The 24,607-nt window shown below is 59.7% G+C and carries 23 protein-coding genes; 1 reads left to right on the top strand and 22 read right to left on the bottom strand.

Annotation, left to right across the window (positions count from 1 at the left end):
- Positions 1 to 25 precede the first annotated feature (25 nt).
- From nuoN to AAGD24_RS06635, 14 genes are all read right to left on the bottom strand, one after another.
- On the bottom strand, positions 26 to 1,465 hold the full coding sequence (gene nuoN / locus AAGD24_RS06700; RefSeq protein ID WP_379866929.1) for an NADH-quinone oxidoreductase subunit NuoN: 1,440 nt from the start codon (positions 1,463 to 1,465) through the stop codon (positions 26 to 28).
- On the bottom strand, positions 1,465 to 3,000 hold the full coding sequence (gene nuoM, locus AAGD24_RS06695; RefSeq protein ID WP_379866927.1) for an NADH-quinone oxidoreductase subunit M: 1,536 nt from the start codon (positions 2,998 to 3,000) through the stop codon (positions 1,465 to 1,467). Before nuoM ends, nuoN begins: the two co-directional genes overlap by 1 nt.
- Positions 2,997 to 4,865 (bottom strand): NADH-quinone oxidoreductase subunit L, encoded by a 1,869-nt coding sequence (gene nuoL / locus AAGD24_RS06690; RefSeq protein WP_036204407.1) that lies wholly within the window; start codon positions 4,863 to 4,865, stop codon positions 2,997 to 2,999. Before nuoL ends, nuoM begins: the two co-directional genes overlap by 4 nt.
- Entirely contained in the window at positions 4,862 to 5,170 is a 309-nt protein-coding gene (nuoK, locus tag AAGD24_RS06685) for an NADH-quinone oxidoreductase subunit NuoK (protein WP_007151973.1), read from the bottom strand. Before nuoK ends, nuoL begins: the two co-directional genes overlap by 4 nt.
- Positions 5,167 to 5,715 carry an NADH-quinone oxidoreductase subunit J gene (gene nuoJ / locus AAGD24_RS06680; RefSeq protein WP_379866924.1) on the bottom strand — a complete coding sequence of 183 codons (549 nt, stop codon included), beginning with the start codon at positions 5,713 to 5,715 and terminating at the stop codon, positions 5,167 to 5,169. Before nuoJ ends, nuoK begins: the two co-directional genes overlap by 4 nt.
- Positions 5,716 to 5,757: 42 nt before the next feature.
- Complete coding sequence (nuoI, locus tag AAGD24_RS06675; protein WP_036205735.1) at positions 5,758 to 6,306, bottom strand: NADH-quinone oxidoreductase subunit NuoI; 549 nt, start codon at positions 6,304 to 6,306, stop codon at positions 5,758 to 5,760.
- Positions 6,307 to 6,337: 31 nt separating this feature from the next.
- Positions 6,338 to 7,315: an NADH-quinone oxidoreductase subunit NuoH gene (gene nuoH, locus AAGD24_RS06670; protein ID WP_288352322.1), complete on the bottom strand. Its 978-nt coding sequence runs from the start codon at positions 7,313 to 7,315 to the stop codon at positions 6,338 to 6,340.
- The gene (nuoG, locus tag AAGD24_RS06665) at positions 7,312 to 10,044 is read right to left on the bottom strand and encodes an NADH-quinone oxidoreductase subunit NuoG (RefSeq protein ID WP_379866922.1); all 2,733 of its coding nucleotides are present in this window, start codon (positions 10,042 to 10,044) and stop codon (positions 7,312 to 7,314) included. The genes nuoH and nuoG overlap by 4 nt, the downstream gene beginning before the upstream one ends.
- Before the next feature lie 30 nt (positions 10,045 to 10,074).
- Positions 10,075 to 11,457, bottom strand: coding sequence for an NADH-quinone oxidoreductase subunit NuoF (gene nuoF / locus AAGD24_RS06660; RefSeq protein ID WP_379866921.1), 1,383 nt, complete (start codon positions 11,455 to 11,457; stop codon positions 10,075 to 10,077).
- Positions 11,454 to 11,969, bottom strand: coding sequence for an NADH-quinone oxidoreductase subunit NuoE (gene nuoE, locus AAGD24_RS06655; protein ID WP_379866919.1), 516 nt, complete (start codon positions 11,967 to 11,969; stop codon positions 11,454 to 11,456). Before nuoE ends, nuoF begins: the two co-directional genes overlap by 4 nt.
- Positions 11,969 to 13,714, bottom strand: coding sequence for an NADH-quinone oxidoreductase subunit C/D (gene nuoC / locus AAGD24_RS06650; protein ID WP_379867312.1), 1,746 nt, complete (start codon positions 13,712 to 13,714; stop codon positions 11,969 to 11,971). Before nuoC ends, nuoE begins: the two co-directional genes overlap by 1 nt.
- 11 nt (positions 13,715 to 13,725) lie before the next feature.
- Positions 13,726 to 14,403 (bottom strand): NuoB/complex I 20 kDa subunit family protein, encoded by a 678-nt coding sequence (locus tag AAGD24_RS06645; protein WP_379866917.1) that lies wholly within the window; start codon positions 14,401 to 14,403, stop codon positions 13,726 to 13,728.
- 72 nt (positions 14,404 to 14,475) lie between these two features.
- Positions 14,476 to 14,892, bottom strand: a complete 417-nt coding sequence (gene ndhC, locus AAGD24_RS06640) for an NADH-quinone oxidoreductase subunit A (RefSeq protein WP_041335332.1) — start codon at positions 14,890 to 14,892, stop codon at positions 14,476 to 14,478.
- Positions 14,893 to 14,995: 103 nt separating this feature from the next.
- Positions 14,996 to 15,223: a hypothetical protein gene (locus AAGD24_RS06635; RefSeq protein ID WP_075195906.1), complete on the bottom strand. Its 228-nt coding sequence runs from the start codon at positions 15,221 to 15,223 to the stop codon at positions 14,996 to 14,998.
- 169 nt (positions 15,224 to 15,392) lie between these two features.
- Between AAGD24_RS06635 and AAGD24_RS06630 the strand changes: the two genes are divergently transcribed.
- Positions 15,393 to 16,637: an MFS transporter gene (locus AAGD24_RS06630; RefSeq protein WP_379866915.1), complete on the top strand. Its 1,245-nt coding sequence runs from the start codon at positions 15,393 to 15,395 to the stop codon at positions 16,635 to 16,637.
- A 151-nt stretch (positions 16,638 to 16,788) separates the two neighbouring features.
- Here the strand turns inward: AAGD24_RS06630 and AAGD24_RS06625 are convergent, their stop codons facing one another.
- The 8 genes from AAGD24_RS06625 to AAGD24_RS06590 form a co-directional block, all read right to left on the bottom strand.
- Complete coding sequence (locus AAGD24_RS06625; protein WP_379866913.1) at positions 16,789 to 18,177, bottom strand: C13 family peptidase; 1,389 nt, start codon at positions 18,175 to 18,177, stop codon at positions 16,789 to 16,791.
- Positions 18,174 to 18,740 carry a YdeI/OmpD-associated family protein gene (locus tag AAGD24_RS06620; RefSeq protein WP_085681410.1) on the bottom strand — a complete coding sequence of 189 codons (567 nt, stop codon included), beginning with the start codon at positions 18,738 to 18,740 and terminating at the stop codon, positions 18,174 to 18,176. The genes AAGD24_RS06625 and AAGD24_RS06620 overlap by 4 nt, the downstream gene beginning before the upstream one ends.
- A 153-nt stretch (positions 18,741 to 18,893) precedes the next feature.
- Positions 18,894 to 19,505: a LysE family translocator gene (locus AAGD24_RS06615; protein ID WP_379866911.1), complete on the bottom strand. Its 612-nt coding sequence runs from the start codon at positions 19,503 to 19,505 to the stop codon at positions 18,894 to 18,896.
- Positions 19,506 to 20,246: an ABC transporter permease gene (locus AAGD24_RS06610; RefSeq protein ID WP_379866909.1), complete on the bottom strand. Its 741-nt coding sequence runs from the start codon at positions 20,244 to 20,246 to the stop codon at positions 19,506 to 19,508.
- Positions 20,246 to 21,193 carry an ABC transporter ATP-binding protein gene (locus AAGD24_RS06605; RefSeq protein ID WP_379866907.1) on the bottom strand — a complete coding sequence of 316 codons (948 nt, stop codon included), beginning with the start codon at positions 21,191 to 21,193 and terminating at the stop codon, positions 20,246 to 20,248. The genes AAGD24_RS06610 and AAGD24_RS06605 overlap by 1 nt, the downstream gene beginning before the upstream one ends.
- Positions 21,194 to 21,213: 20 nt before the next feature.
- Positions 21,214 to 22,389 (bottom strand): ABC transporter permease, encoded by a 1,176-nt coding sequence (locus AAGD24_RS06600; RefSeq protein ID WP_379866906.1) that lies wholly within the window; start codon positions 22,387 to 22,389, stop codon positions 21,214 to 21,216.
- A 3-nt stretch (positions 22,390 to 22,392) separates the two neighbouring features.
- Complete coding sequence (locus AAGD24_RS06595) at positions 22,393 to 23,325, bottom strand: ABC transporter substrate-binding protein (RefSeq protein WP_379866904.1); 933 nt, start codon at positions 23,323 to 23,325, stop codon at positions 22,393 to 22,395.
- Between the two features lie 226 nt (positions 23,326 to 23,551).
- Positions 23,552 to 24,595 (bottom strand): DUF561 domain-containing protein, encoded by a 1,044-nt coding sequence (locus tag AAGD24_RS06590; RefSeq protein ID WP_350036184.1) that lies wholly within the window; start codon positions 24,593 to 24,595, stop codon positions 23,552 to 23,554.
- Positions 24,596 to 24,607: the final 12 nt, after the last annotated feature.

Raw genomic sequence — 24,607 nt, 5'->3', positions numbered from 1 at the left:
GGGCCGCAACTTTCGGAGCTAAACGTCAGAAAACCGTTGCCGACAGCCCGGCCACCCACTGGATCATTGGCGAGGGATAAACACCCAGCACCAGGATCAACACGGCCACGACCAGCAGCGTCAGCCCACCAATGCGGTTACCCCAGTCGTTGGTGGCGTCCATCCGGCGCATTCCGGGTTCCGGCAGGTACAGGGTGACCATCACCCTCAGATAGTAGAACAGGCCAATGGCACTGCCTGCGACGATACCGCCCACCAGCCACCAGCGGTTTTCAGCAACCCCCAGTGCCAATACATAGAACTTGCCGATAAACCCCGCCGTGAGCGGGATGCCAGCCAGGGACAGGAAGCTCACGGTCATCACGGCTGCCAGCCATGGACGGCGCCAGAACAGCCCACGGTAATAGTGTAGTCCGGCGGCATCTTCACCACTGAATGGGCTGGACAGCTGGGTAACCACGCCGAAGGCTGCCAGTGTGGTGACAAGGTAGGTCACCAGATAAACCCCCACGGTTTCTACTGCCAGTGCCCCACCTGCAACGATAGCCACCATCAGGTAGCCAAAATGGGCAATGGAGGAATAGCCAAGCAGTCGCTTCAGGTTGGATTGGAACAACGCCAACAGGTTGCCCCCCAACATGGTGATCAGGGCCAGCAGTGTTATCAGCGTGTTCAACCAGTCGCTGTTAAACACCGGCGCAACGGTCACCAGACGCAGTAACAGCACGAACACCGCCAACTTGCTGACCGTGGCGAGGAAAATGGTGGCCGGCGCAGGCCCACCCTGGTATACGTCCGGCGTCCAGAGATGAAAGGGAACAATGGAGAGCTTGAAGCCAAGCCCCACCAGCATCAACACAGCCCCAGCCAGCGTCCACGCATCGGAGGTGTTTGCCAGCCCCGTCGCCAGGCCCGCCAGGTCGAGATGCCCGGTACGGGCATAGATCAACGCCATGCCAAACAACAGGAACGCCGTCGCGGCCGCAGACAGAACCAGGTACTTGATGCCGGCTTCCAGAGACCGTTCTGCCCGAAAGCTATAGGCCAACATGCCGTAGAGGGGCATCGACAACAGTTCCAGGCTGATGAACAGGGTCGCCAGATGGTCGCTGGCCACCAGCCCCAGTGCCCCGGTCACCGCACACAGAAGCAGCAGGTAAAACTCTTCCTTGGGGCCAATGTAACCGGTCAGGTAATGATGACTCAGGGCGACCGTGACCAGCGCACACAGGAGCACCAGCACGCTGCCCATTAACGCCAGCCCATCCATAGTCATTAGTGGCGGCGATGACAATGCTGTAGAGGCCACAGGCACGCAGGCCAGAGCCAATACCAGCCCAACGGCCGAAACCAACGCCGTGGCGCCATGGTGCCGCTGCCAGGCTACGCCAAGCATGACGATCACCGCAGTGGTGCCAACGACAATCAGTGGTATGAGTGCAACCAGATTTGCCAGGGTCAGCATCAGTTCACCTCCCCTGCGTGGCTGGCCAGTTCTGCCCCGGCCTGCTCAAACAGCTCGGCAGCCGGGCCCGCTATCGGGGCGGTAATGTCGAGTATTGGCTGAGGATAGAGCCCCACCACAACCGTCAGCACAAGCAGCACCAACATCATGCCGTATTCTCTCGCGTCCGGCCCTCTCAGGGCGCCCTGGCGGTATTCCGGGCCATAATGCACCCGCTGCATCAGCAGCAGGGAGTATATCGCCGCCAGCACCAGCCCCACGCTGGCGATCACCACAACGACCGGTGCACTGGGGAAGGTGCCAAACAGCACCATGAATTCACCCACGAAATTGGCGGTGGCAGGCATACCCAGGGAGGCGGCAACGAAACACAGGGTAAAACCGGGCAGCACCGGAATTCGACCCCATAAGCCGCCCATGATCCGCATGTCACGGGTGTGAATGCGCTCATACAGTTGGCCGCTGAGAATAAACAGCCCGGCACTGGAGAAGGCATGGGCCACCATTAGGATGATCGCCCCCTGAATCGCCAGTTCCGAGCCTGAATACAAAGCAATCAGCACGAAGCCCATGTGGGAAATACTGGTATAGGCGATCAGGCGCTTGATGTCCTGCTGTCCACACGCCAGGACGGCACCATAGATAATGCCCACCAGCCCGAGTGTCATGGCGACAGGCGCAAACGCCTGGGACTCTTCCGGGAACAGCGGCAGCGCAAACCGCAGGATGCCATAGGCGGCGGTTTTCAACAGGATACCGGCCAGATCGACACTGCCGGCGGTCGGCGCCTGGGCATGGGCATCCGGAAGCCAGCCATGGAATGGGACCACCGGCAGCTTCACGGCAAAGGCCACAAAGAAGCCCAGCATCAGCCACGGCGCCAGCGCCTCCGGGACCTCAGTATCCAGCAAGGTGTCGTAGCTGAAAGACAGTTCGCCGGTGTTGGCATAATGCACGAACACCAGTGAGAGTATCGCCACCAGCATGAGCAGGCCACTGGCCTGGGTGTAGATAAAGAATCGGGTAGCGGCACGAATCCGGGTCTGTCCCGCCGAGCCGCTGTGCCCCCAGAGCGCGATCAGGAAGTACATCGGCACCAGCATCATTTCCCAGAACAGGAAGAACAGGAATAGGTCCAGCGCCAGGAATACGCCCACAACACCACCGAGGATGAACAGCAGGTTCAGGTGGAAAAAGCCCACACGGTGGTCAATCTCGTGCCAGGAACAGAGTACAGCCAATGCGCCGAGGAACCCGGTCAACGCCACCAGGATCAGCGACAGGCCGTCCATCGCCAGATGAATCTCAATACCAAAACGCGGAATCCAGGACGTTCTCCATTCCAGCAGCCAATGCCTGGTGACCTCGCCCGGCAACGCAAAATCACCGGATACCCAGAGCACCAGGCTGATGACCAGTACAAACAACATGGTGGCCAGCGCTATCCAGCGAGGCGCCCTGTCGCCCCACTGGTCCGCCTGCCAGCACAGCAGCCCACCCACAAACGGGATCAGGATCAGCCACACCAGGATCATGCTAGCCCTCCCGGCAACACCGCCAGAGCCAGCAGAATGATTGTGGCGCCCAACACCATGACCAGGGCGTAGCTGCGCACGCGACCGTTCTGGCTTTTCACCAGCCCGGCGTTAAGCGCACGCGCCAATAGCGCTGGCAGATTCATCACCAGGTTCACCAGATCCACCCTCAGAATCTTCACCATCCACTGCCAGGGCTGCACCAGCACCCGGTCAAACAGGGCGTCAAAACCCCACGCATGGTGCCAGAGTGTCCACAGACGAGCGCCTATGCCCTGCCCGACCTGTTTTGCAAGCCAGTCACGCCGCCAAAGGAACAGCCATGCTGCCAACAGCAAACCCGCGATAGCTGCGCCCATGGCAAGCACCTGCAACAGGGTGTGGCCGGTTTCCGCTGCTTCTCCGGGTGCGTCCGGGAAGAGTCCGCCAAGGCCCGGATAGAGCCAGGCGCCGATAAAGGTCGACAACGCCGCCAGCACCATCAACGGCAGGTGATGAGTCAGTGGGTTGGTGCCGGGTTCCGGATGGCGGGCGTGGTCGCTTCCCGGGGCTCCATGAAAGGTGCCCAGGATCAGTCGAACCGTATAGATGCCGGTCAACACCGCGCCCAGCAATCCAACAATCAATAGGCCGGTCTGGTCAGCCGCCATTGCCTGCCACAGGATTTCGTCCTTGCTGAAAAAGCCAGCCGACACCAGTGGCAATGCCACCAGCGCCGCACCGCCCACGAGGAAGCCACCATAAGCCACGGGCAGCTTGCGCCAAAGCCCGCCGAGCCGCCGCATGTCCTGTTCGTGGTGGCAACTGATGATCACTGCCCCGGCAGACAGGAACAGCAGGGCCTTGAAGAAGGCGTGGGTCACCAGATGGAAGATCGCAGCATCGAACGCGCCTACCCCCAACGCCACGAACATGTAGCCAATCTGGCTCATGGTGGAGTAGGCCAGCACGCGCTTGATATCGGTCTGGGCCAGAGCCGCAAAGGCCGCCAGCAGCAGAGACACCGCCCCGATCACGCCGACCAGCAGGAGCACATCCGGGGCCAGCAGGAACAGGCCATTGAGCCGGGCAATCAGGTACACGCCCGCCGTGACCATGGTCGCCGCGTGGATCAGCGCAGACACCGGCGTGGGGCCAGCCATGGCGTCGGGCAACCAGGTATGCAGCGGCACCTGAGCCGACTTGCCGAGGGCACCACCAAGTACCAGTAACGCCGCCAGGTTGGCGGTGGTACTGCCTTCCTGCCACTGCTGCGGAGCCAGGGCCAGCAATTGTTGGATATCGAGCGTGCCCAGCTCCATGAAGATCAGGAACAACCCGAGCGCCAGGAACACGTCGCCAATGCGGGTTACCACGAACGCTTTGAAAGCCGCCCAGCCATTGGCGCTGCCCTGGTAGTAATAGCCGATCAGGCCATAGCTGCAGAGGCCTACACCCTCCCAGCCGAGGAACAACAACAGCAGGTTGTCTCCCAACACCAGCAGCATCATGCTGAACACAAACAGGTTCATCCAGGCGTAGAAGCGGGTAATGCCTTCCTCACCGGTCATGTACCAGGCGGCGAAGAGGTGAATCAGGAAACCCACACCGGTAATCACCGACATCATCACCAGCGCCAGGCCATCCACTGCCAGGCCGATGGTGGGCTGGAAATCCCCGACGGCAATCCAGGTCCAAAGGGTTATTCCTTCACTGCCGCCTGCATGAGCCATCGTCGCCCATGCCGTGGCCAGCGACGCCAGCCCCACGCTACCAACGCCCACGACGGAACTGGCCAATGCGCCCAAGCGTCCGCCGCTGAACGCCAGGATCAGTGTGCCCGCCAGAGGCAATAGAAACGAAAGAATCACTGCCATCGCCATCATCCACGCATCCTGCTAACGGCATCCAGATTCAGGGAGCGGAAGCGCTGGTAAAGCTGAATCATCAGCGCCAGCCCAACACTGGCTTCCGCCGCCGCCAGTGTAATGACCAGCAGGAACATGGCCTGGCCGTCCGGCTGGTTCCAGGCCGTGGCCCCCACCACAAATGCCAGCGCCGCCGAATTGAGCATGACTTCCAGGCTCATCAGTACAAACAACATGCTGCGGCGCAGCATCAGCCCCAGCAGCCCCAGGCTGAACAGAATGGCGGCCAGGATCAGCCCATGCTCCATGGGAATTCCCGTCATGAGTTGCCTCCCTGGTTGCGGTTATCCATTGACCTCTGCTTCTGCTTCCGCAGGGGATTTGATCGCCGGCCCACATGGGACGCTGTCACCAGGGCCGCCAGCAGGAGAATGGCGGCCAGCTCCACCACCATCAACCAGGGCCCGAACAGAGTCAGGGCCACGGCCCGAGCAGTCAGCAGCTCACCATCGATCATCTGCCCCATGCCACCCTGACCGATCAGGGCCGCCAGGGCACCCAGAAGCAGCAACGTTAGCAACGACGGCCCTGCCCAATGGCGAGGATTCCGCCAGGACTGGTCCCGCTCTGCATCCGACCGCAGGTTCAGCATCATCACCACGAACACAAACAGCACCATGATCGCCCCGGCATACACGATGATTTCCAGGGCGCCGGCAAACGGTGCCCCCAGGGCAAAAAACACCAGTGCCACGGCGATCAGCGACACGATCAGATACACCACTGCATGAACCGGGCTCGTGCCGGTGATCACGCCAATGGTCGCCAGCACCGCCACCAGTCCGCTGACATAGAAGGCCAGCTCCATCAGGTTCCCTCCTCCGGCTTACGGTCGCTATTGCGGTGACTATCAGGGTAACAACGTGCGCACATCCTCCGGCGCCTCCTCGTTCTGGGCCTGCCCCTTGTCCTTACCCCCGATGGCCATGCCCGCCACCTTGTAGAAGTGGTAGTCATGGTCTTTGCCGGGACCGTTGATCAGCAGATCCTCTTTCTCGTACACCAGTTGCTGGCGATCGTACTCGCCCATCTCGAAGTCCGGCGTCAGCTGGATGGCCGACGTCGGGCAGGCTTCCTCGCACATGCCACAAAAGATGCAGCGGGAGAAGTTGATGCGGAAGAACTCCGGGTACCAGCGGCCGTCTTCCTGCTCTCCCTTCTGCAGCGAGATGCAGTCCACCGGGCAGGCTACCGCACACAGGTTGCAGGCCACGCAACGCTCTTCCCCGTCTGGATCGCGTGTCAGCACGATGCGGCCGCGGTAGCGCGGTGGTAGATAGACCTGTTGTTCCGGGTAGTTCACTGTCTCCCGCTTGCGAAAACTGTGCATGAACACCATGCCCAGGGTGCGCAATTGCGACCAGGTGGCCGGCAACAGCCAGAGCATGTGTTTGATGATCGGGACCTTTTCTCTTTCCATAAGTCCTCCCTTATTCAGCCACCAGGAGCATCACCGCCCCCGTCGCCAGTAAGTTGATTAGTGTTAGCGGTAAGCACACCTTCCAGCCAAAACTCATCACCCGGTCATAGCGGGGCCGGGGCAACGATGCCCGCAGCAGGATAAACAGCATCAGGAAGAAGCCGGTCTTGAGCGCGAACCACAGGATTGGTGGCAGCCACGGGCCGTGCCAGCCGCCAAAGAACAGCGTGACGATCAGCGCCGACACCAGCACCATGCCGACGTATTCGCCGATGAAAAACAGGCCGAATTTCATGCCGGAGTATTCAATGTGGTACCCGTCGGCCAGTTCCTGTTCCGCTTCCGGCTGGTCGAACGGGTGGCGGTGCGTGACGGCTATACCGGCGATCAGGAAGGTGGCAAAACCGAAGAACTGGGGAATGATGAACCAGAAACCTTCCTGGGCGTTGACAATGTCCCGCAGGTTGAACGACCCGGCCAGGGCCACTACCCCCATCAGCGACAGCCCCATGAACACTTCGTAGGACAGCGTCTGGGCCGTGGCGCGCATGGCGCCCAGCAGCGCGTATTTGTTGCCGCTGGACCAGCCCCCGAGCAACACCGCGTATACGTTGACCCCAGCCATGGCCAGGAAAAACAGCAGGCCAATGTGCATGTCCGCCACGCCCCAACCGGGGGTGATCGGGATAATGACAAACGACAGCAGCAATGAGGCAAAGGCAATCACCGGCGCCAGGACGAACAGCGGCCGGTCGGCGAATGGCGGTATCCAGTCCTCCTTGAAGAAGATCTTGATCATGTCCGCCACCAATTGCAGCGTGCCAAACGGCCCGACCCGATTGGGCCCGTAACGGTCCTGCCAGAGCCCCAGCAGGCGACGCTCCACTACCGTGAGCACTGCACCCAGCAGCACAGCACCCAGCAGGATCACCAGGGCCTGGAACATCCCCCAGGCAATGGCAGCCAGTTGCGGAGTCCACCAGCTCATGGTTCACCTCCGGCGGAGTTATCCAGTGCGACTGGCTCTCCCGGAAGCAGTCCGGCAAACAGCCCGGCCGGAAGACCGATCCAGCCTTTGGGCCAGCCATCCTGCTGAACCACCGATAGCGCTTCCCCAAGAATGGTCACCGTGTCACCGCCCCGGATCGACAAGTGTTCAGCGTCATCCATGCTCAGGGTGACACTGGGCGTTTGCGTACGCTCCTGAATGGGCACGGCCAATGAGGACGTCTCTTCGCCACCGAACAGTCTTGGCAGAATCAGAGCCCGTAAAGCTGGCGAGCGTTCTCCACTTTCGACGCCCTCGGCACGTTGAGGCGGCAGGCTGTAATGGCCCTGCCCCGGGACCGGACACACCAAACGCACGCCGGGGTCACCGCCGCGCAAATGCCCGCCTACTTCGTCGGTAAACTTGTTCCAGGCCTGGGGCGAGTTCCAGCCAGGCGCCCAGGCAAAGGGCACCTGCTGCCGGGGCTCGTGATAACCGCTGTAGCCCTCCATGGAATAGGCAAACGCGGAATCCGGGTCCTGCGGTACCCGTGGTTCGCTGACGTTCTGGTTGGCCCGCATGGAGGTACGGCCACTGTACCGGTGGGGCTCCCGCGCAAGCTGCAGGCCGTCAATTCGGTAGTGTGAGGCGGGAGCAGCCTCCTGCATTCCTCCCAGCTCTGGATGGGCCTCAACACACGCTGCGATGACGGTATCCAGGGTGATATCACCGGCCTTCTCGCCTTGCATGTTCACCGCCAGTGCGTGCAACCAGCGCCAGCTTTCATGAATACGGCTTTCCGGCCGCATGTAACCGGGGTCATATACCTGGAAGAAGCGTTGCGCCCGGCCCTCCAGATTAACCAGCGTACCGTCCGCCTCCGCGAAACTGGCCGCGGACAGCAGGAAGGTGGCGCGCTCGGCCGTTGCTGTGCGTTGATGATCAAGCACCACGCAGATCTCTGCCTGCGCCAGTGCTGTATCCACCGTTTGCCGGGGCAGTCGTTGGAACAGGTCGTTTTCCAGCACCACCACCGCATCCGCGTGGCCTTTAGCCAGCTCCTCCAGTGCCCGGTCCAGCGGTTGGCCGCCCATCATGGACAAGCCCGTGCTGTTGGCCTCGCGCCGTATCAGTGCCAGCCCTCCCCGTTTTGCGCGCCGGGACAATGCTCGGGCCACATTCCCGGCCGCTTCCAGTACCGGTTCGGAGGCCAGCGATCCACCACTCACCACCAAAGGGCGCTCCGCCGCCATTAAAGCAGTGGCAATGGTTTCAGCAGCCTCAACCATGGCCTCAGAAAGCCCTTCCACTGGCGGGGCGGCCGGGTCGATCCGATGGGCCACCGCAAAGCCAAGGCTGGCAATCTCATCGGGACTCAAGGCATAACGAGCCGCAGCCACATCGTCCAGCTCCGTTGTCGTAGGCCAGGCGATAAACAGCGGGTGGTAACGATCCTGCGCCAGGGTTTTGAGGGCTTCGGCATTCCAGGCGGGCACACCAATGGTCTCGCCCAGTGCCTCACGACGCGACAGCGCGGCCTGACGAAGGCTCAAACTCAGACGACCGGCGCTCTGGACCGGGTCCTCGCCCAGCACCAGCACGGCGTCGTGATTTTCCATCTCCCGGGGCGTGGGCGTTGGCAGGCCGGTATGGCGCTGCAGATGATTCATCAGGTCAAGGCAGGCCTGTTCCCGCGACTCAATGCCGGTGGAGAAATTTTCCACGCCGACCAATGCCTGCAACTGGTGATTACTCTCCAGGCTGGCCCGTGGCGAGCCGATGCCGATCACCCGGCGCGAATGGCGCAGAGCGTCGCTGATACGGGCCAGAGCGGTGTCCACTTCGAGGCTGACCGGATCACTGTCTGGCGATTCCCGGCATTCCGGCAGTCGCGGCCGGTCTGCGCGGTTGACGTAACCATAGCCGAACCGGCCCCGGTCACAGAGGAAATACCCGTTCAACTCACCGTGGTAGCGATTTTCAATACGGCGCAACTCTCCGTACCGCTCCCCCGGGCTGATGTTGCAGCCCATTGAACACTGGTGGCAGATGCCAGGCGCAAACTGCAAATCCCACTTGCGGGTGTAACGTTCGGAATGGCTCTGATCCGTGAACACGCCTGTGGGGCATACTTCCGTAAGATTGCCGGCGAAGGGGCTTTCCAGAATGCCTTCTTCGTAGCGACCGAAATAGACATTATCCTTGGCACCAAAGGCCCCCAGGTCGGTACCACCGGCGTAGTCGTTGTAAAAGCGCACGCAGCGGTAACAGGTAATGCACCGGTTCATCTCATGGGCAATGAACGGGCCCAGATACTGGTTCCGGCGCGTGCGCTTGCGGAATCGGTAACGCCGTCGATCATGGCCGGTCATCACCGTCATGTCCTGCAGGTGACAATGCCCGCCCTCCTCGCACACCGGGCAGTCATGGGGATGGTTGATCATCAGCCACTCCACCACACTGGCGCGGAAGGCTTTGGCTTCCTCATCGTTGATATCAATGCGGGTCTGGTCCGCGGCGGGCGTCATGCAGGACATCACCACCATGCCCTTGTCGTCGTCCTTGTCCTTATACTGTTTGACCGCGCACTGGCGACAGGCACCCACACTCCCCATGGCCGGGTGCCAGCAGAAATAGGGAATATCCAGGCCGAGGGACAGACACGCCTGGAGCAGGTTGTGGGCTCCATTGACCGTATAGCGTTGTCCATCCACGTGAATCGTCGCCATGTTGCCTGCCTATCCTTCGATGACTTTCGCTCAGATTTCTCCCACCGGAATCGGGTCCTGATGGGCCTCACCCCGGGGTTTGCTGACGCCCTGCTCAAACTCCTGCCGGAAGTGTTTCAGGGCCGTCTGTAACGGCATGGCGGCGCCGGGCGCATGGGCGCAGAAGGTCAGCCCTGGGCCGCAGTCCGCCGCCAGCTTGTCCAGTAGTTCGATATCGCCAGTTTCACCCTGCCCCAGTTCCAGTGCCCACAGCAGTTTGACCGTCCACGGCAGCCCGTCCCGACAGGGGGTGCACCAGCCACAGGATTCCCGCGCAAAAAACTCCTCCAGGTTGCGCATCAGCGCCACCATGCTCTGTTCCTGAGGCACCACCGTCAGCAATCCCGTCCCCAGACGACTGCCTTCCTTGCCCACGGTGTCGAAATCCAGCGGCAGGTCCAGATGCTCCGGCAGCAGAAACCCGGTGCTGGCGCCGCCTGGCAGCCAGGCCTTGAGTGATCGGTTGCCACGCATACCCCCAGCCCGCTCAAGGATTTCTGCGCCGGTTGTCCCCATGGGCAATTCCCACAGGCCGGGCTTCTCCACCGGGCCGGACACGCCATAGAGTTTGCTGCCGCCGTCTTCAGTGCGATCTCCGGAAAGTGCCTGATACCAGTCCGCACCCTTGAGGATCACCGCCGGCACGTTGCACAGGGTTTCCACATTGTTCACCACCGAGGGTTTGCCCCAGGCCCCCGACTGGCCCGGGAACGGCGGCTTGGCACGGGGGTTCGCCCGTTTGCCTTCCAGCGAATTGATCAGTGCGGTTTCCTCGCCACAGATGTACCGCCCTGCGCCGGTATGCACGGCAATGTCGAAATCAAAGCCGCTGCCATTAATGTTGGCGCCCAGCCAACCGGCCTCCCTGGCTTCGTCCAGAGCTCGGTTCAGAACTCGCGCGGCCTCCACGTATTCACCGCGTAGGAAGATGTAGCCGTAAAAGGAATTGTTGGCCAAAGCCCCCAGAATCATACCTTCGATCAGCAGGTGAGGCTGTTGCTCCATCAGCAGGCGGTCCTTGAAGGTGCCTGGTTCCATTTCGTCCGCATTGCAGATCAGGTAGCCCCGGGGCATGTCGCCACCCTGCAGGGTCAGGCTCCACTTGAGCCCGGCGGAAAAGCCTGCACCGCCGCGACCTCGTACATTGGCGTCTTTCATGGTGGCGATGATGGCCTGAGGGTCGCCGTTGTCCAGCGCCTTGCGAACCGACTGGTAGCCTTCCTTGCGCAGGTATTCGTCAAGCCAGATCACTTCGCCGTCGTCCCGCAGCCGCCAGGTCAGCGGATGGGTATCCGGATGGCGGTCCGCCTCCGGTTGCAACAGCCGGCTGCGATAACGCACGGACGCACGCTGGCTGGAAATGGACTCGCTCATGGGTAACCCTCCAGCAGGCCCGGCAGGTCGTCCGGCGACACCGGGCCATAGGTATCATCGTCAATCATCAGCGCCGGCGCGCCATCGCAGGCACCCAGGCAGCAGACCGGCAGCAGGGTGAACCGGCCGTCTTCTGTGGTCTGGCCATAGTCGATTCCAAGATGGCTCGCCAACGCCTGTTTCAATTCGTCGAAACCACTCAGAAAACAGGAACTGCTGTCACAGACCAGCACCACATGCCGGCCCACCGGCTGACGGAAGATCAGGCTGTAGAAGGTCGCCACGCCCTCTACCGACGCGGGGCCGATACCAAGCACCTTTGCAATAGCGCCAATGGCACCGTCCGGCACCCAGCCATAACGGCGCTGGACAATTTTCAGGGCCTCAATGCACGCGGCCTGGGGCTGCTCGTAGTGCCCTACGTCTTCCAGCATCGCGGCCTCATCCGCGGGATCAAGTTCGAATCCGTCGGTGCCGATAACCCGAGGTGTCTGCGGTGTTGTTGCCATCATCAACGGTCCACGTCTGCCATCACGAAGTCGATACTGCCCAGGTGGGCGATCAGGTCCGGTACGAAGCCTCCGCGCATCACCGCCGGTATCTGCTGCAGGTGCGGAAAACTCGGGGTGCGGATGCGGGTACGGTAGCTCATGGTGTTGCCGTCACTGGTCAGGTAATAACTGTTGATGCCCTTGGTGGCCTCAATCATCTGCAGGGATTCATTGGGTTCCAGCACCGGCCCCCAGGACACCTGCAGGAAGTGGGTAATGAGGGTTTCGATGTGCTGGAGCATGCGCTCCCGGGGCGGCGGCGTCGTCAGTGGATGATCCGCCTTGTAGTCACCCGCGGGCATGTTGTTGACGCACTGCTGGATGATTCGAAGGCTCTGGCGCATTTCGTCGATACGCAACTGCCCCCGGTCGAACACATCCCCGTTGTGACCCAGCGGCACCTCAAAATCGAACTGTTCGTAACCTGAGTAAGGCCGCTGCTTACGCAAATCAAAATCGCAGCCGGTAGCCCGCAGGTTAGGCCCGGTTACTCCCCACTCCAATGCCTCGGCTGTATTGAAGGCCGCCACATGGCGGGTCCGCTCGCGCACGATGGCGTTTTCCATCATCGCCCGCTCGTATTCCTTCAGGCGTGCAGGCATCCAGTCCAGAAAGCCCTGCACCAATTTTTCCCAACCCTGTGGCAGGTCCTGCATCACACCGCCAATGCGGTACCAGGCCGGGTGCATGCGAAAACCGGTAATGCCTTCGATCACCTCGTAGCCCCGCTGCCGGTCGCTGAAGGTGTAGAACACCGGCGTCATGGCCCCCAGATCCTGCAGGTACGTCCCGAGGAATAGCAGATGGCTGGTGATGCGGAACATCTCGGCCATCATCACCCGAATCACCTTCACCCTGTCCGGCACCTCAATACCGGCCAGTTTTTCTGCGGCCAGCACATAAGGCAGGTTGTTCATCACGCCACCGGTGTAATCAATGCGATCGGTGTAGGGAATAAAGCTGTGCCACGACTGGCGCTCGGCCATTTTCTCGGCGCCCCGGTGGTGGTAGCCAATGTCCGGCACGCAATCGACGATTTCCTCACCGTCCAGTTGCAGCACGATGCGGAAAGCCCCATGGGCGGATGGGTGGTTGGGCCCCAGGTTGAGGAACATAAACTCCGCCCCGTCGCGTTCACGCTGCATGCCCCAGGCTTCCGGGTCGAACCGCATGGCTTCCTGTTCGGCATCCTGGCCTTCCACAGTCAGGGTATAGGGGTCAAACTCGGTGGCCCGGGCGGGGTAATCCTTCCGCAGCGGGTGGCCTGTCCAGGTCGGCGGCATCAGGATCCGCTCCGGATGCGGGTGTCCGGCGACGGCGATGCCAAACATGTCCAGAATTTCCCGCTCGTACCAGTTGGCATTGGCGAAGACGTTGCTAACGGTGGGCACCCGCAAATCGCTCTCTGGCAGCCCAACCTTCAGGATCAGGTCTTCATTACGCTCCACCGACAGCAAGTGGTAGAACACGGTGAAGTCAGCCTCTGGCAGACCGTTCCTGTGACCACGCAAGCGCTCATCCACGGCCGACAGGTCATAGAGCATGGAAAATGGCGCTGGCTGCCGCTTCAAGTGGGTCAGGATATCCACGATGCTCTCACGAGACACCCAGAATACGGGCATGCCCGTCAGCGTGGGCTGTACATGCAGTACATCCTCTCTAAAATCGCCCAGCAGGCTCTCTAAGTCAGCGGTGCCTGTCGTCATCGTTGCGTTTGTCACAGTTTGTCCGGCGTTCTCAGTTCGGTGGCCTGGATGCGCTGGTCCCGCCATTTTTCACGCTGGGACGGCATCTCCGCCCGATAGACACCCTGATCGCCCACCACCCAGGACAGCGGGCGGCGCTCCTCCTGAATGGAGACCTGCAGCAACTGCAACCCCTGCAGAAAGGCCTCTGGCCGGGGCGGGCAACCGGGCACATACACATCCACTGGCAGGAACTTGTCGACGCCCTGCACTACCGAGTAGATATCGTACATACCGCCGGAGTTTGCGCAGGAGCCCATGGAGATTACCCACTTGGGTTCCAGCATCTGGTCGTACAGTTGCTGGATCACCGGTGCCATCTTGATAAAGCAGGTACCGGCAATCACCATGAAATCCGCCTGTCGGGGCGATGCGCGGATAACTTCGGAGCCGAAACGGGCAATGTCGTGGGGCGCGGTGAAGGCCGTGGTCATTTCCACGTAGCAGCAGGACAGCCCGAAGTTGTAGGGCCAGAGGGAATTCTTGCGGCCCCAGTTGACCGCGGAATTGAGAACGTCGCTCAGCTTGCCGGTGAACACATTGCGTTCAAGCTGGCGTTTCACCGGATCTTCCGACGGTTCCTGTTGCCGTACAGGGTATTGCGTGTCACCGTCCGGCGAAGGTTCCGCCCTGGTCAGTGTGTAGGACATGCTGCGCCTCCATGGGCGCTGGTCCCAACAGCGAAATCACCGTTGGCCCGCGCCATAATCGGGTGCGTTGAATCAGCCTGCCGGACTACGAGGTCTACCGCTGGATGATTCCGGGGCCCAGTCCAGGGCACCGGTACGACTGTCATAGAGCAGACCGGCCAGCAGAATCAGGATAAAAACCGCCGCGCCCCAGAATCCTGTCCAGCCCACGTCGGGAATGACAATGGCCCAGGCAAACAGGAACACGGCTTCGATATCGAAGATCACGAACAGCATCGCGACCAGATAAAACTTGACGGAAAAGCGTTGTCTGGCATCACCGGTGCCGACGATGCCGGACTCAAAAGGGAGGGATTTGCTGACACCCCGGCTACGCCCTCCAAGCAAGCTGGAGGCACCCACCATAAAGGCACAAAGGCCCAATGTGGCAACGATGAAGAAGCCGGTGGCCCAGTAGCGGACCAGCAAGTCAGTGACGGTGTCTGCCATGCGCTCTCCCTATGAATTCAGGATGAAGCCCTGACTAGAAACCTAACAGTGGATTAGCGTTTGCGCAAATAATGAACGGCGAAAATCAATGACCTGGGGCAACTCAGCCGCCCCTCACACCCAACCTGTCCAGATAGACATGGAGCTCCGCTTCGCTGATGTTGACGTATTCCACCACCCGGCCATAGAGCATAACCGTTGGCACGTTACGACCTTTTAACTCATGCTGGGTTTCGTGTAACACATAGAGAATGATCCGCTCCGTGCGGGTGAGACCGTCACGGGCGTCGGGGATGGTTTCCAGCAGGGTATCGATTTGTTCCGGCGTCAATGAACTTTCTACCTCACATCTGAAGCGCTGTTCTCAACAACGCACGAATTCACACCACAGACGGATCGGCCCCTTTAATTCAAGCGAGACCATCACTACAGTATTTCCGCACAACCCCACAAACTTATACGGACATCCAGACTAGCGGACAAGCGGGGACGGACGATTGATGCGGCAAACCATCATCAGCCTGACGTCACTGATCCTGAGCATCATTCTGCTCATCGCGGGTAACGCTTTCCTCATGACCCTGCTGGGGCTCAGGCTCAGCATCGAAGACTTCAGCGCCAGTGTGATCGGGTGGATCCTGGCGTTCTACTCCATCGGCTTTGTGGCCGGCACGCTCTATGCCGGGCGCATCATTGAAAAGGTGGGACACATCCGCGCGTTCGCGGTTTTCGCCGCGGTGCTTTCTGCCTCGATTCTGATTTATCCAATGGCCGTCCAGGCCGGACTCTGGGGTGGCCTGCGGGCCGTGGGCGGCTTCGTAATGGCCGGCCTGATGATCGTGATGGAAAGCTGGTTCAGCAGCAAGGCCGACAACCGTAACCGGGCCAGCCTGTTTGCCATTTACCAGGTCATCTTCTTCCTATCCACTGCCGGGGGTCAGGTATTGATACGCGTCGCCGACCCGGCGGGCTTTATTCCCTTTTCCCTGGCCACCATCCTGGTGGTGCTCGCCCTCACCCCCCTGACAATGACCCGCCGGGAGTCACCGTCGGTTTCGCAGGGTGAACGCCTGTCATTACGTAAACTCTATAACAAGTCACCAACGGGCACGCTTGGTGCACTGATCGCCGGGCTTCTCATCAGTGCCTTCTATGCCATGGGACCAGTGTACGCCAATCAGATTGGCCTGAACCTCGGGCAGCTCTCCAACTTCATGGCTTCGGCCATCGTGGCTGCCATGCTGATGGCCTGGCCCATCGGGCAACTGTGCGACCGCTTCGACCGATACCGGGTCATGCTGGTGGCCGCCATCGTCGCTGCCGTGTGCAGCCTGGCTGCCGCTGCTATTGGCAACATCAGCATGGTGGCCCTGGTATTGTTTGTCGGGTTGTACATGGGCATCAGTGCTGCCATCTACCCAATCGCTGTGGCCATCACCAATGACCTGATGGAAACCCACCAGATCACCGCAGCGAGCACAACGCTGTTACTGAGTTACGGCATTGGCAGCATCATCGGCCCGCTGGTCAGTTCCCTGTTCATGGACTTTCTGGGGCCGCGGGGCCTTTTCGTCAGCAATGCCCTGATGCTGGGAGGGTTGATCCTGTTTATGGTGGCGGGGCCGAAGCGCCAACACCCAACTGTGGAGCAGCAGGAGCAGTACTACACCGTCACTCCGGAAGCAGGATTGGGGGTTGAGGAACTTGATCCGCGCAATACGGAGTTTGAATCCCGGGAGACCTAGGATGCGCCTGTAACAACCCGAATGCGCCACCTTTTCATGGATGGTTTTAGCAGCTAACCCGGACAACGAACTGCCCACTTTTCCCGCCTCCACAGAAGAAGCGGCTGTGATCAGTGGGTCCATCGCGAGCTCATCACAGTGTTTTAGCTTTCTAAGGTGCAAGCTGAGGCATCTGGCTCAACCACTCTCGCAGGTTCTCACCCACGTGCGACTGGGGATAGGACCAATTCGATTCCTCCATACCAATCTCTTCTTCCCAGGTTCGGATCTGCTGGTTGATGTCCTCGAACATGACATCAGGGTCGGCCAATGACAGCCCCACACTCTGATAAACCGCCTTGGTGAACCAGGTCATCTCAGAGTCATCACCACAGCCGAAAGAGGTACGGTCTGCCCGGGCGGAGGTCATGATCAGTGTGTCTTCGTCCTTGAGTGGCTCTATCCATTGGCCGGAGTAGCATGCAGAAATCACCAGCAGTTTTCGGCGCACATTCAGTGGTTCCAGCATTTCCGCAAAATCCTGCGGCGAGAGGTTCGGCAACTCGATACCGGGTTGCTGCAACAGCAACTGCCCGTTTTGCATGCCGTGGCTGACCAGGTGAACCACAAGCAGGTCTTCCTCAGGATTCATCTGCGCATCCAATGCCTCCAGAGCTGAGGCAATGGATGGCCGGGTAGCCAGAGGAAACGTTTCATAGTCCCGGTGATTGAGCAGCATGATGGCGCGGTTTTCCACATCGAACTGCGCCTGAAGGCCAGTTTTGGCAACCTGGATATCGCGCATGAACACCGACTCGGTGCCGTCGCCACCAACTGCCAGGAAGTAAGCATCTGCTGCCTCCGCCTGTTCAGGGGCGAGGCTCTCGATCTGGTTGTTCAGGCGCCGACGGTCTTCGACGAGAATAGCCTCGGTCAAAAGCGCTGGCTCTTCCGGGACAGGTGCTTCCGCGACGTACTCTTCCTGGTCGACGAACTCACCATACTCCCAGGTTCCTGTGAGGCTACCCCGATCCTCCGATTCGCCGGTAAAGGCGTAGCTGCCTTCCCCGTGGTAATACCAGTCACGGAACTCCCCTTCGTAGGTGCCGTAATCCGTAACGTGTTTTCCCTCCACGGGCTCGCCATCTTCAAACTCAGCGATATAGACACTGCCACCGGCTTCGTAACGCCCCTCACCGTGAAACTCACCGTTCCGGAATTCCCCCTCGTAGCGACTGCCGTCGTCTTCGATTACGCCCTGTCCCGACATCGTCCCTTTCTGGAACTCGCCCTCGTAATGCCAACCCGCCGGGGACTCGAGCTCACCATGGCCGTGCCAGTAGCCCTCCTGGAACTGACCGGTGTAAACCATGCCACTGGCAAATTCCTGAACGCCTTCACCGTGAAAATAACCGTCCTGAATATCACCGGAATAGGTACTGCCGTCCGGAAGGCGGGCGTCAGGCGGAAGCAGTTGTGGCGCATCGCAGGCGGTGAGCAAAAGGATTGCGACAAGCGGGAAAGCTCGCCGCAGGGGGCTTGATACAACGGGCTTGCTCATCCAATCTCCTGTGTGTCCGCCGCCTTGGGCGCACTGAGTGCTTTGCTGTAATACCCTGAAGGATCAAAGCAGCAAACGCGCCGCTTTCCCGAGGCCAGCATGTCGCACGCATCGCTAATTCGCTTCGTCCGGGTTTTTGCCTGCTTGGCTGAGACAATCCAATGAATCCAGTCCAGACGCGCGATGGTGGTTGTCTCATTCCAAACCACCCGAGCCTCGGGGGCCGCTTCCAACGCCTCTTGCAGGTCCGAGGGAACTTCTGGTTCAGGTTCCTGGTCCACCGGCCTGATGCCCAAATCAACAACATCACCGACGCTCACACCTGCGGCTTCGAGATGTTCCTTGCTCACCTTTAGCCAATGGCTCAATTGACCATCGGGCTCGAGCGTTACCTGAAAATGATGACCGTTGAGGCTGGCCTCTACCGTTGTTCTTCCCCGCCTGGGAAGCTTTTCGCTTGCCTCCCGGGGCAGAACGATAAAGGCCCAGGGAGCGCCTTCGCCGGGCTTCGCCGGACAAAGTAATTCCGCGTTGAACTGAGAGTTTGTTTCACTTTGCTCCATGCTTTTCCTCCCCTCGACATGCACTAGGCATTACCACTTTCTTTGACTTTATCGCCGACATGTTTGGGAAATCTAACCGATGGCTACACCACAGACAATGGAGCAGTTTCCAACGACGGAATCACCCATACAAGCGCTGGAAGTGATTCGCCGCTACCTGCTCGCCGTTGCCAGCCCCACCCCAAAACCAACAAACGTCGCCCCACCCAGTTTATTGACCAAGTGCCCCCCTTTTTCAGATGAAAGCCAGCCACGGGCTGATCTGGCGAGGCGCGCATACAGCAAGTGGATGGCGACAACCAAAGCGCTGTAAGTGACGACCAAAAGGGCAAACTGGCCGACAAATTCAGTCGAGTAATCAATAAATTGAGGAAAAACAGACAGGAAGAAGAATACGGCTTTCGGGTTTGTGAGTTGCAATGTCAGCCCCTCAAGAAACTGGAGTTTCCTGCTCCGAGCTACCGTCGTCGCTTCCTCAATTTCGGTGACAGGAGACCGCCACAGTTTTACCCCCAGATAAATCAGGTAGGCGGCACCAATAAACTTCATGATGCTAAACGCCGTCGCCGACGTCGCCAGTACAATGCCCAGGCTTGTGGCTGAAATACCCGCAACAATGAACGTACCAGAGGCAATCCCCAGAATTCCGCCGAAGGCACCGGACACACCGAACCGAATGGCGTTGGTCAGTGTCAACATAACGCCTGGCCCCGGGCTGAGGACAGTCGCGATAGCGATAACTACGAACAGCAGATAACTACCCATCTAAACTCCTACGGATTGCAATCGACGATCCCAGGATCGTTCAAGTGCTTCAAACAGGCTATCCGTTGTCAGCGCAAGCAACCCGATCAGAATCGCCCCTTGCAGCACATACGCGGTATTGCCGTTCACCAGCCCGGCGATCACCGGATCGCCCAGGGTGCGGGCTCCAATGGTTGAGCCGATAGCGGCGGTCGCGATATTGATAGTAACAGAGGTTCGAATACCCGCGAGAATGACCCTTCCGGCCAGGGGCAGTTCTACTCGCACAAGGACCTGCACTGGCGACATGCCCATACCCAGTGCTGCCTCCCGTACAGCCGAATTGATACCTTCCAGCCCCGCCAGGGTATTGCGCAGAATGGGCAGCAAGCCATAAAGGACCAACGCAAGAAGAATCGGAGCCTCGCCGAAACCAAGCACTGGTACCGCCAACGCAAGTACAGCCACCGGCGGAAAGGTCTGGCCAATGGAGGCCACTTGCCCAACCAAGGGCAGGAAATCGCGGCCAAAAGGACGGGTAACAAAGATGCCGCCGGCCACCGCAACGAACGTACCCACGGCCGCCGATACGACGACCAGCATCAGGTGATTCTGAAGCAGGAATAAAAAGCTCTCCCGTTCATAGATCACCTGCTGCTTGCCCGGCTGCACCCAGTTAAACAATGGCTCCAGCACCGGCATGCCGGCACTCAGCACGAGCAGCAGTGAGGCCAAAAGAGTGGCAGGTAACCAGACACGCATTACACGCCTTCCTGGATAATGCGTTCACGGGTAATCACACCTGTCTCCTGCCCCTGCGCATTGAACACCGCGACCTGCCGCAGGTCCTGCCAGAGCATCACGGACAGAGCCAGGCGAATACTGTCCTCCTCCCTGAGCACATGCTCCCCGGGTTCCGACTGCCGCGGCTCGGTGTGATTGGCCATCAGGTCCCGCACAGGCCGCAGGCTCATCAGTTTCAGACCGCGGTCCTGCTTGCCAATCAGGTTTTCAACAAAGTCCGATGCTGGATGGCGGAGGATATTCTCCGGCGTGTCATGCTGGATGATGCGCCCCTGATCCATCACGGCAATGCGGGTGGCCAGCTTCAGTGCTTCATCAATATCGTGGGTCACGAAAACAGTGGTTTTACGGACCTGCTTCTGGATCCGCAGCATTTCCAGTTGGAGGTTTTCCCGCGTTATGGCATCCAATGCACCAAAAGGTTCGTCCATCAGCAGAATGTTGGGGTCCGCCGCCAATGCCCGCGCAACACCGACCCGTTGCGCTTGGCCGCCAGACAATTGCTGGGGGTATTTGTTGGCGTGGGCGCTGGGATCGAGATCCAACAAGGTCATCAACTCGTCGACTCGTGCGTCGATCCGCTCCCTCGGCCAGTTCAATAACCTGGGCACCATGGCGATGTTGCGCGACACCGTCCAGTGAGGAAACAACCCCGTACCCTGGATCACATACCCCATGTTCAGCCGCAGCTGTTCCGGATTCATGGTGGTGATGTCCTCACCATCCACCAATATCTCGCCAGCGCTGTGGGGCAAAAGACGGTTGATCATGCGCAGCGTGGTCGATTTACCGCAGCCGGAACTGCCCACCAGCACGCAGACTTCACCCGTTTCGATGGTCAGGTTAACCCCATCCACTGCGACGGTATCGCCGAAACGCCGGGAGACATTCTTCAGTTCGATCATCCGACCAGTTCCTTCCCCTATCAGGCCGTTGCCGGTGTCGGCTTGAGACTGGCCGCCAACATCGTGAGTAACGCGTCGGCAAGCAGCGCCAACGCAATCGTAGGCAAAGCACCGAGCAACACCAGGTCCATCGCCGCCTGCCCCAACCCCTGAAAGATAAAACCACCGAAACCACCCGCGCCGATGAGGGCGGCTACCGCCGTCAGGCCGATTGCCTGAATGGTTGTGATCCGTACACCCTCAATCATCACCGGCAGCGCCAACGGCAGCTTGAGCTGATAAAACACCTGGTGTTCATTCATACCCATACCCCGCGCCGCATCGGCCAGGCTTTCGGGAACTTCGGTAAGAGCCACAAAGGTGTTGCGCACCATCGGCAGCAAACTGTAAGCGATCAACGCCAGTAGCGCTGGCGCCCAGCCAATCCCCCGGATGCCAAGATCCTGCAGAAACGGGAGCGCTGACGAGAGCGCACTGAGTGGCGCAATCAGCAAACCAAATACCGCAAGGCTTGGAATGGTTTGCAGAAAACTCACGGCGCCCAGAAGAGGACGCTGCCAGGCGGGGCTTCGGATCATTTTAAGCGCCAGGGCGAACGCCAGGCCCGCACTGATGGTGACCGCACCCAATGCCAGCGCCAGGTGCGTCCAGAGCGCTTGCTGGAATTTGTCGGGGCGAGCGTTGAACTCCCGCACCAGCGACAGACTCTCCAGGCCCTCGCCACGCAGCAGGACAATCCAGCTCCCACCGATAAACACGAGCAGTATCAGTTGAAGCCAACGCCGAGCTTCGAGCCGGCCAAGGGTCTCAATCAACATCAGCGAAAGCAGGAACAGAAGAGACCAGAACCCTGCCCCGACCGACGAGCGGGCGTAGGGCGAACCCTCGGGCAGATGGAGGGCGGCAAACATATCCAGCAACAGCGGCATCGTTGCCAGTGAAAGCCCAATCAGGCCGAGCAGGAGCTCATAGCGACGACGTAACGGCAATGTGGACAGCACAATGGTCGCCAACAGAATCCCCGTAACCAGCCCTGCCCCTGTCCATCCCACGGCCGAAAACAAGCCATGGCCGGTGCCCGGAACAATACGATTGGGCTGAATAGTACCAAGGTCCAGCAACCAGACCAGTGCCAGGGCCAACACCCCAAGCACCGGAATGACTCGGTTTGGGCGCAAAGTCTCGGTGATCGCCAAATCTTAGTCCTGAGCCAGGGAATCCAGATAGTCCCGGGCAACTGCTTCGGCAGGCACACCATTCACCGCAACCTGACCATTCAGACGCTGAAGGGTTTCCAGGTCCAGTGACTCAAAGATCGGCGCAAGAACTTCGCGGATGTTCGGATACGTTTCCAGCACCTCTGCGCGCACGATAGGCGCGGGCTGATAGACCGGTTGAACGCCCAGGGTGTCTTCCATCACCTTCAGGTCGAGTGCGTTCAGACCACCATCAGTGCCGTAGGTCATGGCGCCATTCACATCGTTGTCGGTCAGGGCCGCAGCCCGGAGCGTCGCAGCAGTGTTGCCGCCGGACAGGATCAGCAACTGATCAGACCCCAGTTTGAAACCGTACGCTTCCTGGAACGCCGGCAACGCGCTGGCAGATTCGACAAACTCGGCACTGGCTGCAAACTTGAAGGCGCCGCCGCCATTGATATAGGAAGCCAGATCTTCAAGCGTGTTCAAGCCGTTCTCACGTGCCAGATCGCCCCGCACACTCATGGCCCAGGTATTGTTGGCTTTCGCCGGTGTTAGCCAGACAATGTTATGGGCCTTCTTATCAAGGCTGGCAGCCTGCTCGTAGGCCTTGGCGGCATCTTTCCAGATGTCCCGGTCTGCCTGATCATGGAAGAAAGCGGCATTGCCGGTGTACTCCGGGTACAGATCTATCTCGCCGGCCTTGATAGCATTGCGAACGATGCTGGTCGCGCCGAGCTGCAGGCGGTTCTCAACCGGAATGTTCGCTTCTTCAAGGGTTTGCAGGATCATCTGGCCCAACACAGCGCCTTCCGTATCGATCTTGGACGACACCACCACAGGGTCAGCAGCCATAGCCGGCCCGGCGATCAGAGCAAGGGTAAAAGCCGCTGCGCGGTAAAAAGGGGAGATAGCGGACACCGTGATTCCTCTCATTGGTTGGCCTTTCTTTGATTATCAAGCAGCAACAACACCCTAAGACGGGTTTCCGACTGCAGTTATCAGTCTATTGCAGGCAACTACGAAGACAAGGTTAATTTGGCTTCTCGCTGCATCATAGCGTCGACTAGCCCTCAAACATCACCGGCTCTGGCTTGCTGATTCGCGGAAGTCTCAATCTTCCATGCAAACTTGCTCCTGAGCCTGTCACTCGGTTTTGAAGTTACTTACCCACCCAACCTGCCAGTTCCCGCGTAAGAGCTGCCGCCGAAACCTCCTTGCAGCCACCAACATTCTGCCCCGCCCACAGAGGCGAAAAGTCACCGCTCCCCTCAGCTTCGGCTTTCGCACGTAATGGTGCAATGGCGGATGATGCCAGGGGGAAAGCAGGAGCTTTGGAACTCATCGGCCCCAATTCACGCATTATTCGGTTCACAATACCCCGGGCGGCGCCACCGCTAAACAGATTTGTCAGTGCGGTTACACGGCTGGTCTCTGATTTCAGGGCGGCGCGATGCACTGCTTTGGTTTGAGCTTCGGGGCACAACAAATACGCGGTGCCAATCTGCGCTCCGGCCGCCCCAAGCGCCATTGCAGCCACTACGCCTTTGGAGTCTGCAATACCGCCAGCGGCGATAACGGGAATGTTCACCGCGTCTACCAATTGTGGAATCAAGGCAAAAGTGCCGACCTGAGTACTGATGTCCCGCGACAGAAAAAACCCGCGATGGCCGCCCGCTTCAAGCCCTTGCGCGATAATGGCATCGACGCCCTGCGCCTCCAACCAAAGCGCTTCGTCCACGGTTGTGGCGGTCGACAGTATCTTCCCGCCCCACCCTCTTATACGAGCCATCAACTCGGGTGCCGGCAAGCCAAAGTGGAAACTCACCACCGGTGGCTTGAAGTCCGCCAAGACATCCGCTGCCTCAGAGCTGAAAGGGGCCCTTCCCGCTTGCGCGGATACATCATTAGAATCGATACCCAACTCGTCGAAATATGGCGACAGCGCTTTGCGCCAATGATGCTCTGCATCGGCATCTGGCTCTGGGGGCGTGTGACAGAAGAAGTTGACGTTGTAGGGCTTACTGGTCTGGCTTGTCAGTGCTTCCAACTCTTTTCGCAGTGCCTCAGAGCTAAGCATGGCACAGGGCAACGAGCCCAGCCCTCCAGCATTGGACACAGCTACAGCCAGTTCATGCCCCTGCACACCGGCCATTGGCGCCTGGATGACGGGCAGATCAATTCCCAGCACATTCTGGATGGTCATTTTTTACCTCTA

Source organism: Marinobacter sp. M5B, from assembly GCF_042604615.1.
Classification (GTDB): Bacteria; Pseudomonadota; Gammaproteobacteria; order Pseudomonadales; family Oleiphilaceae; genus Marinobacter; species Marinobacter salarius.
This window is presented reverse-complemented; position numbering and strand designations above follow the sequence as displayed.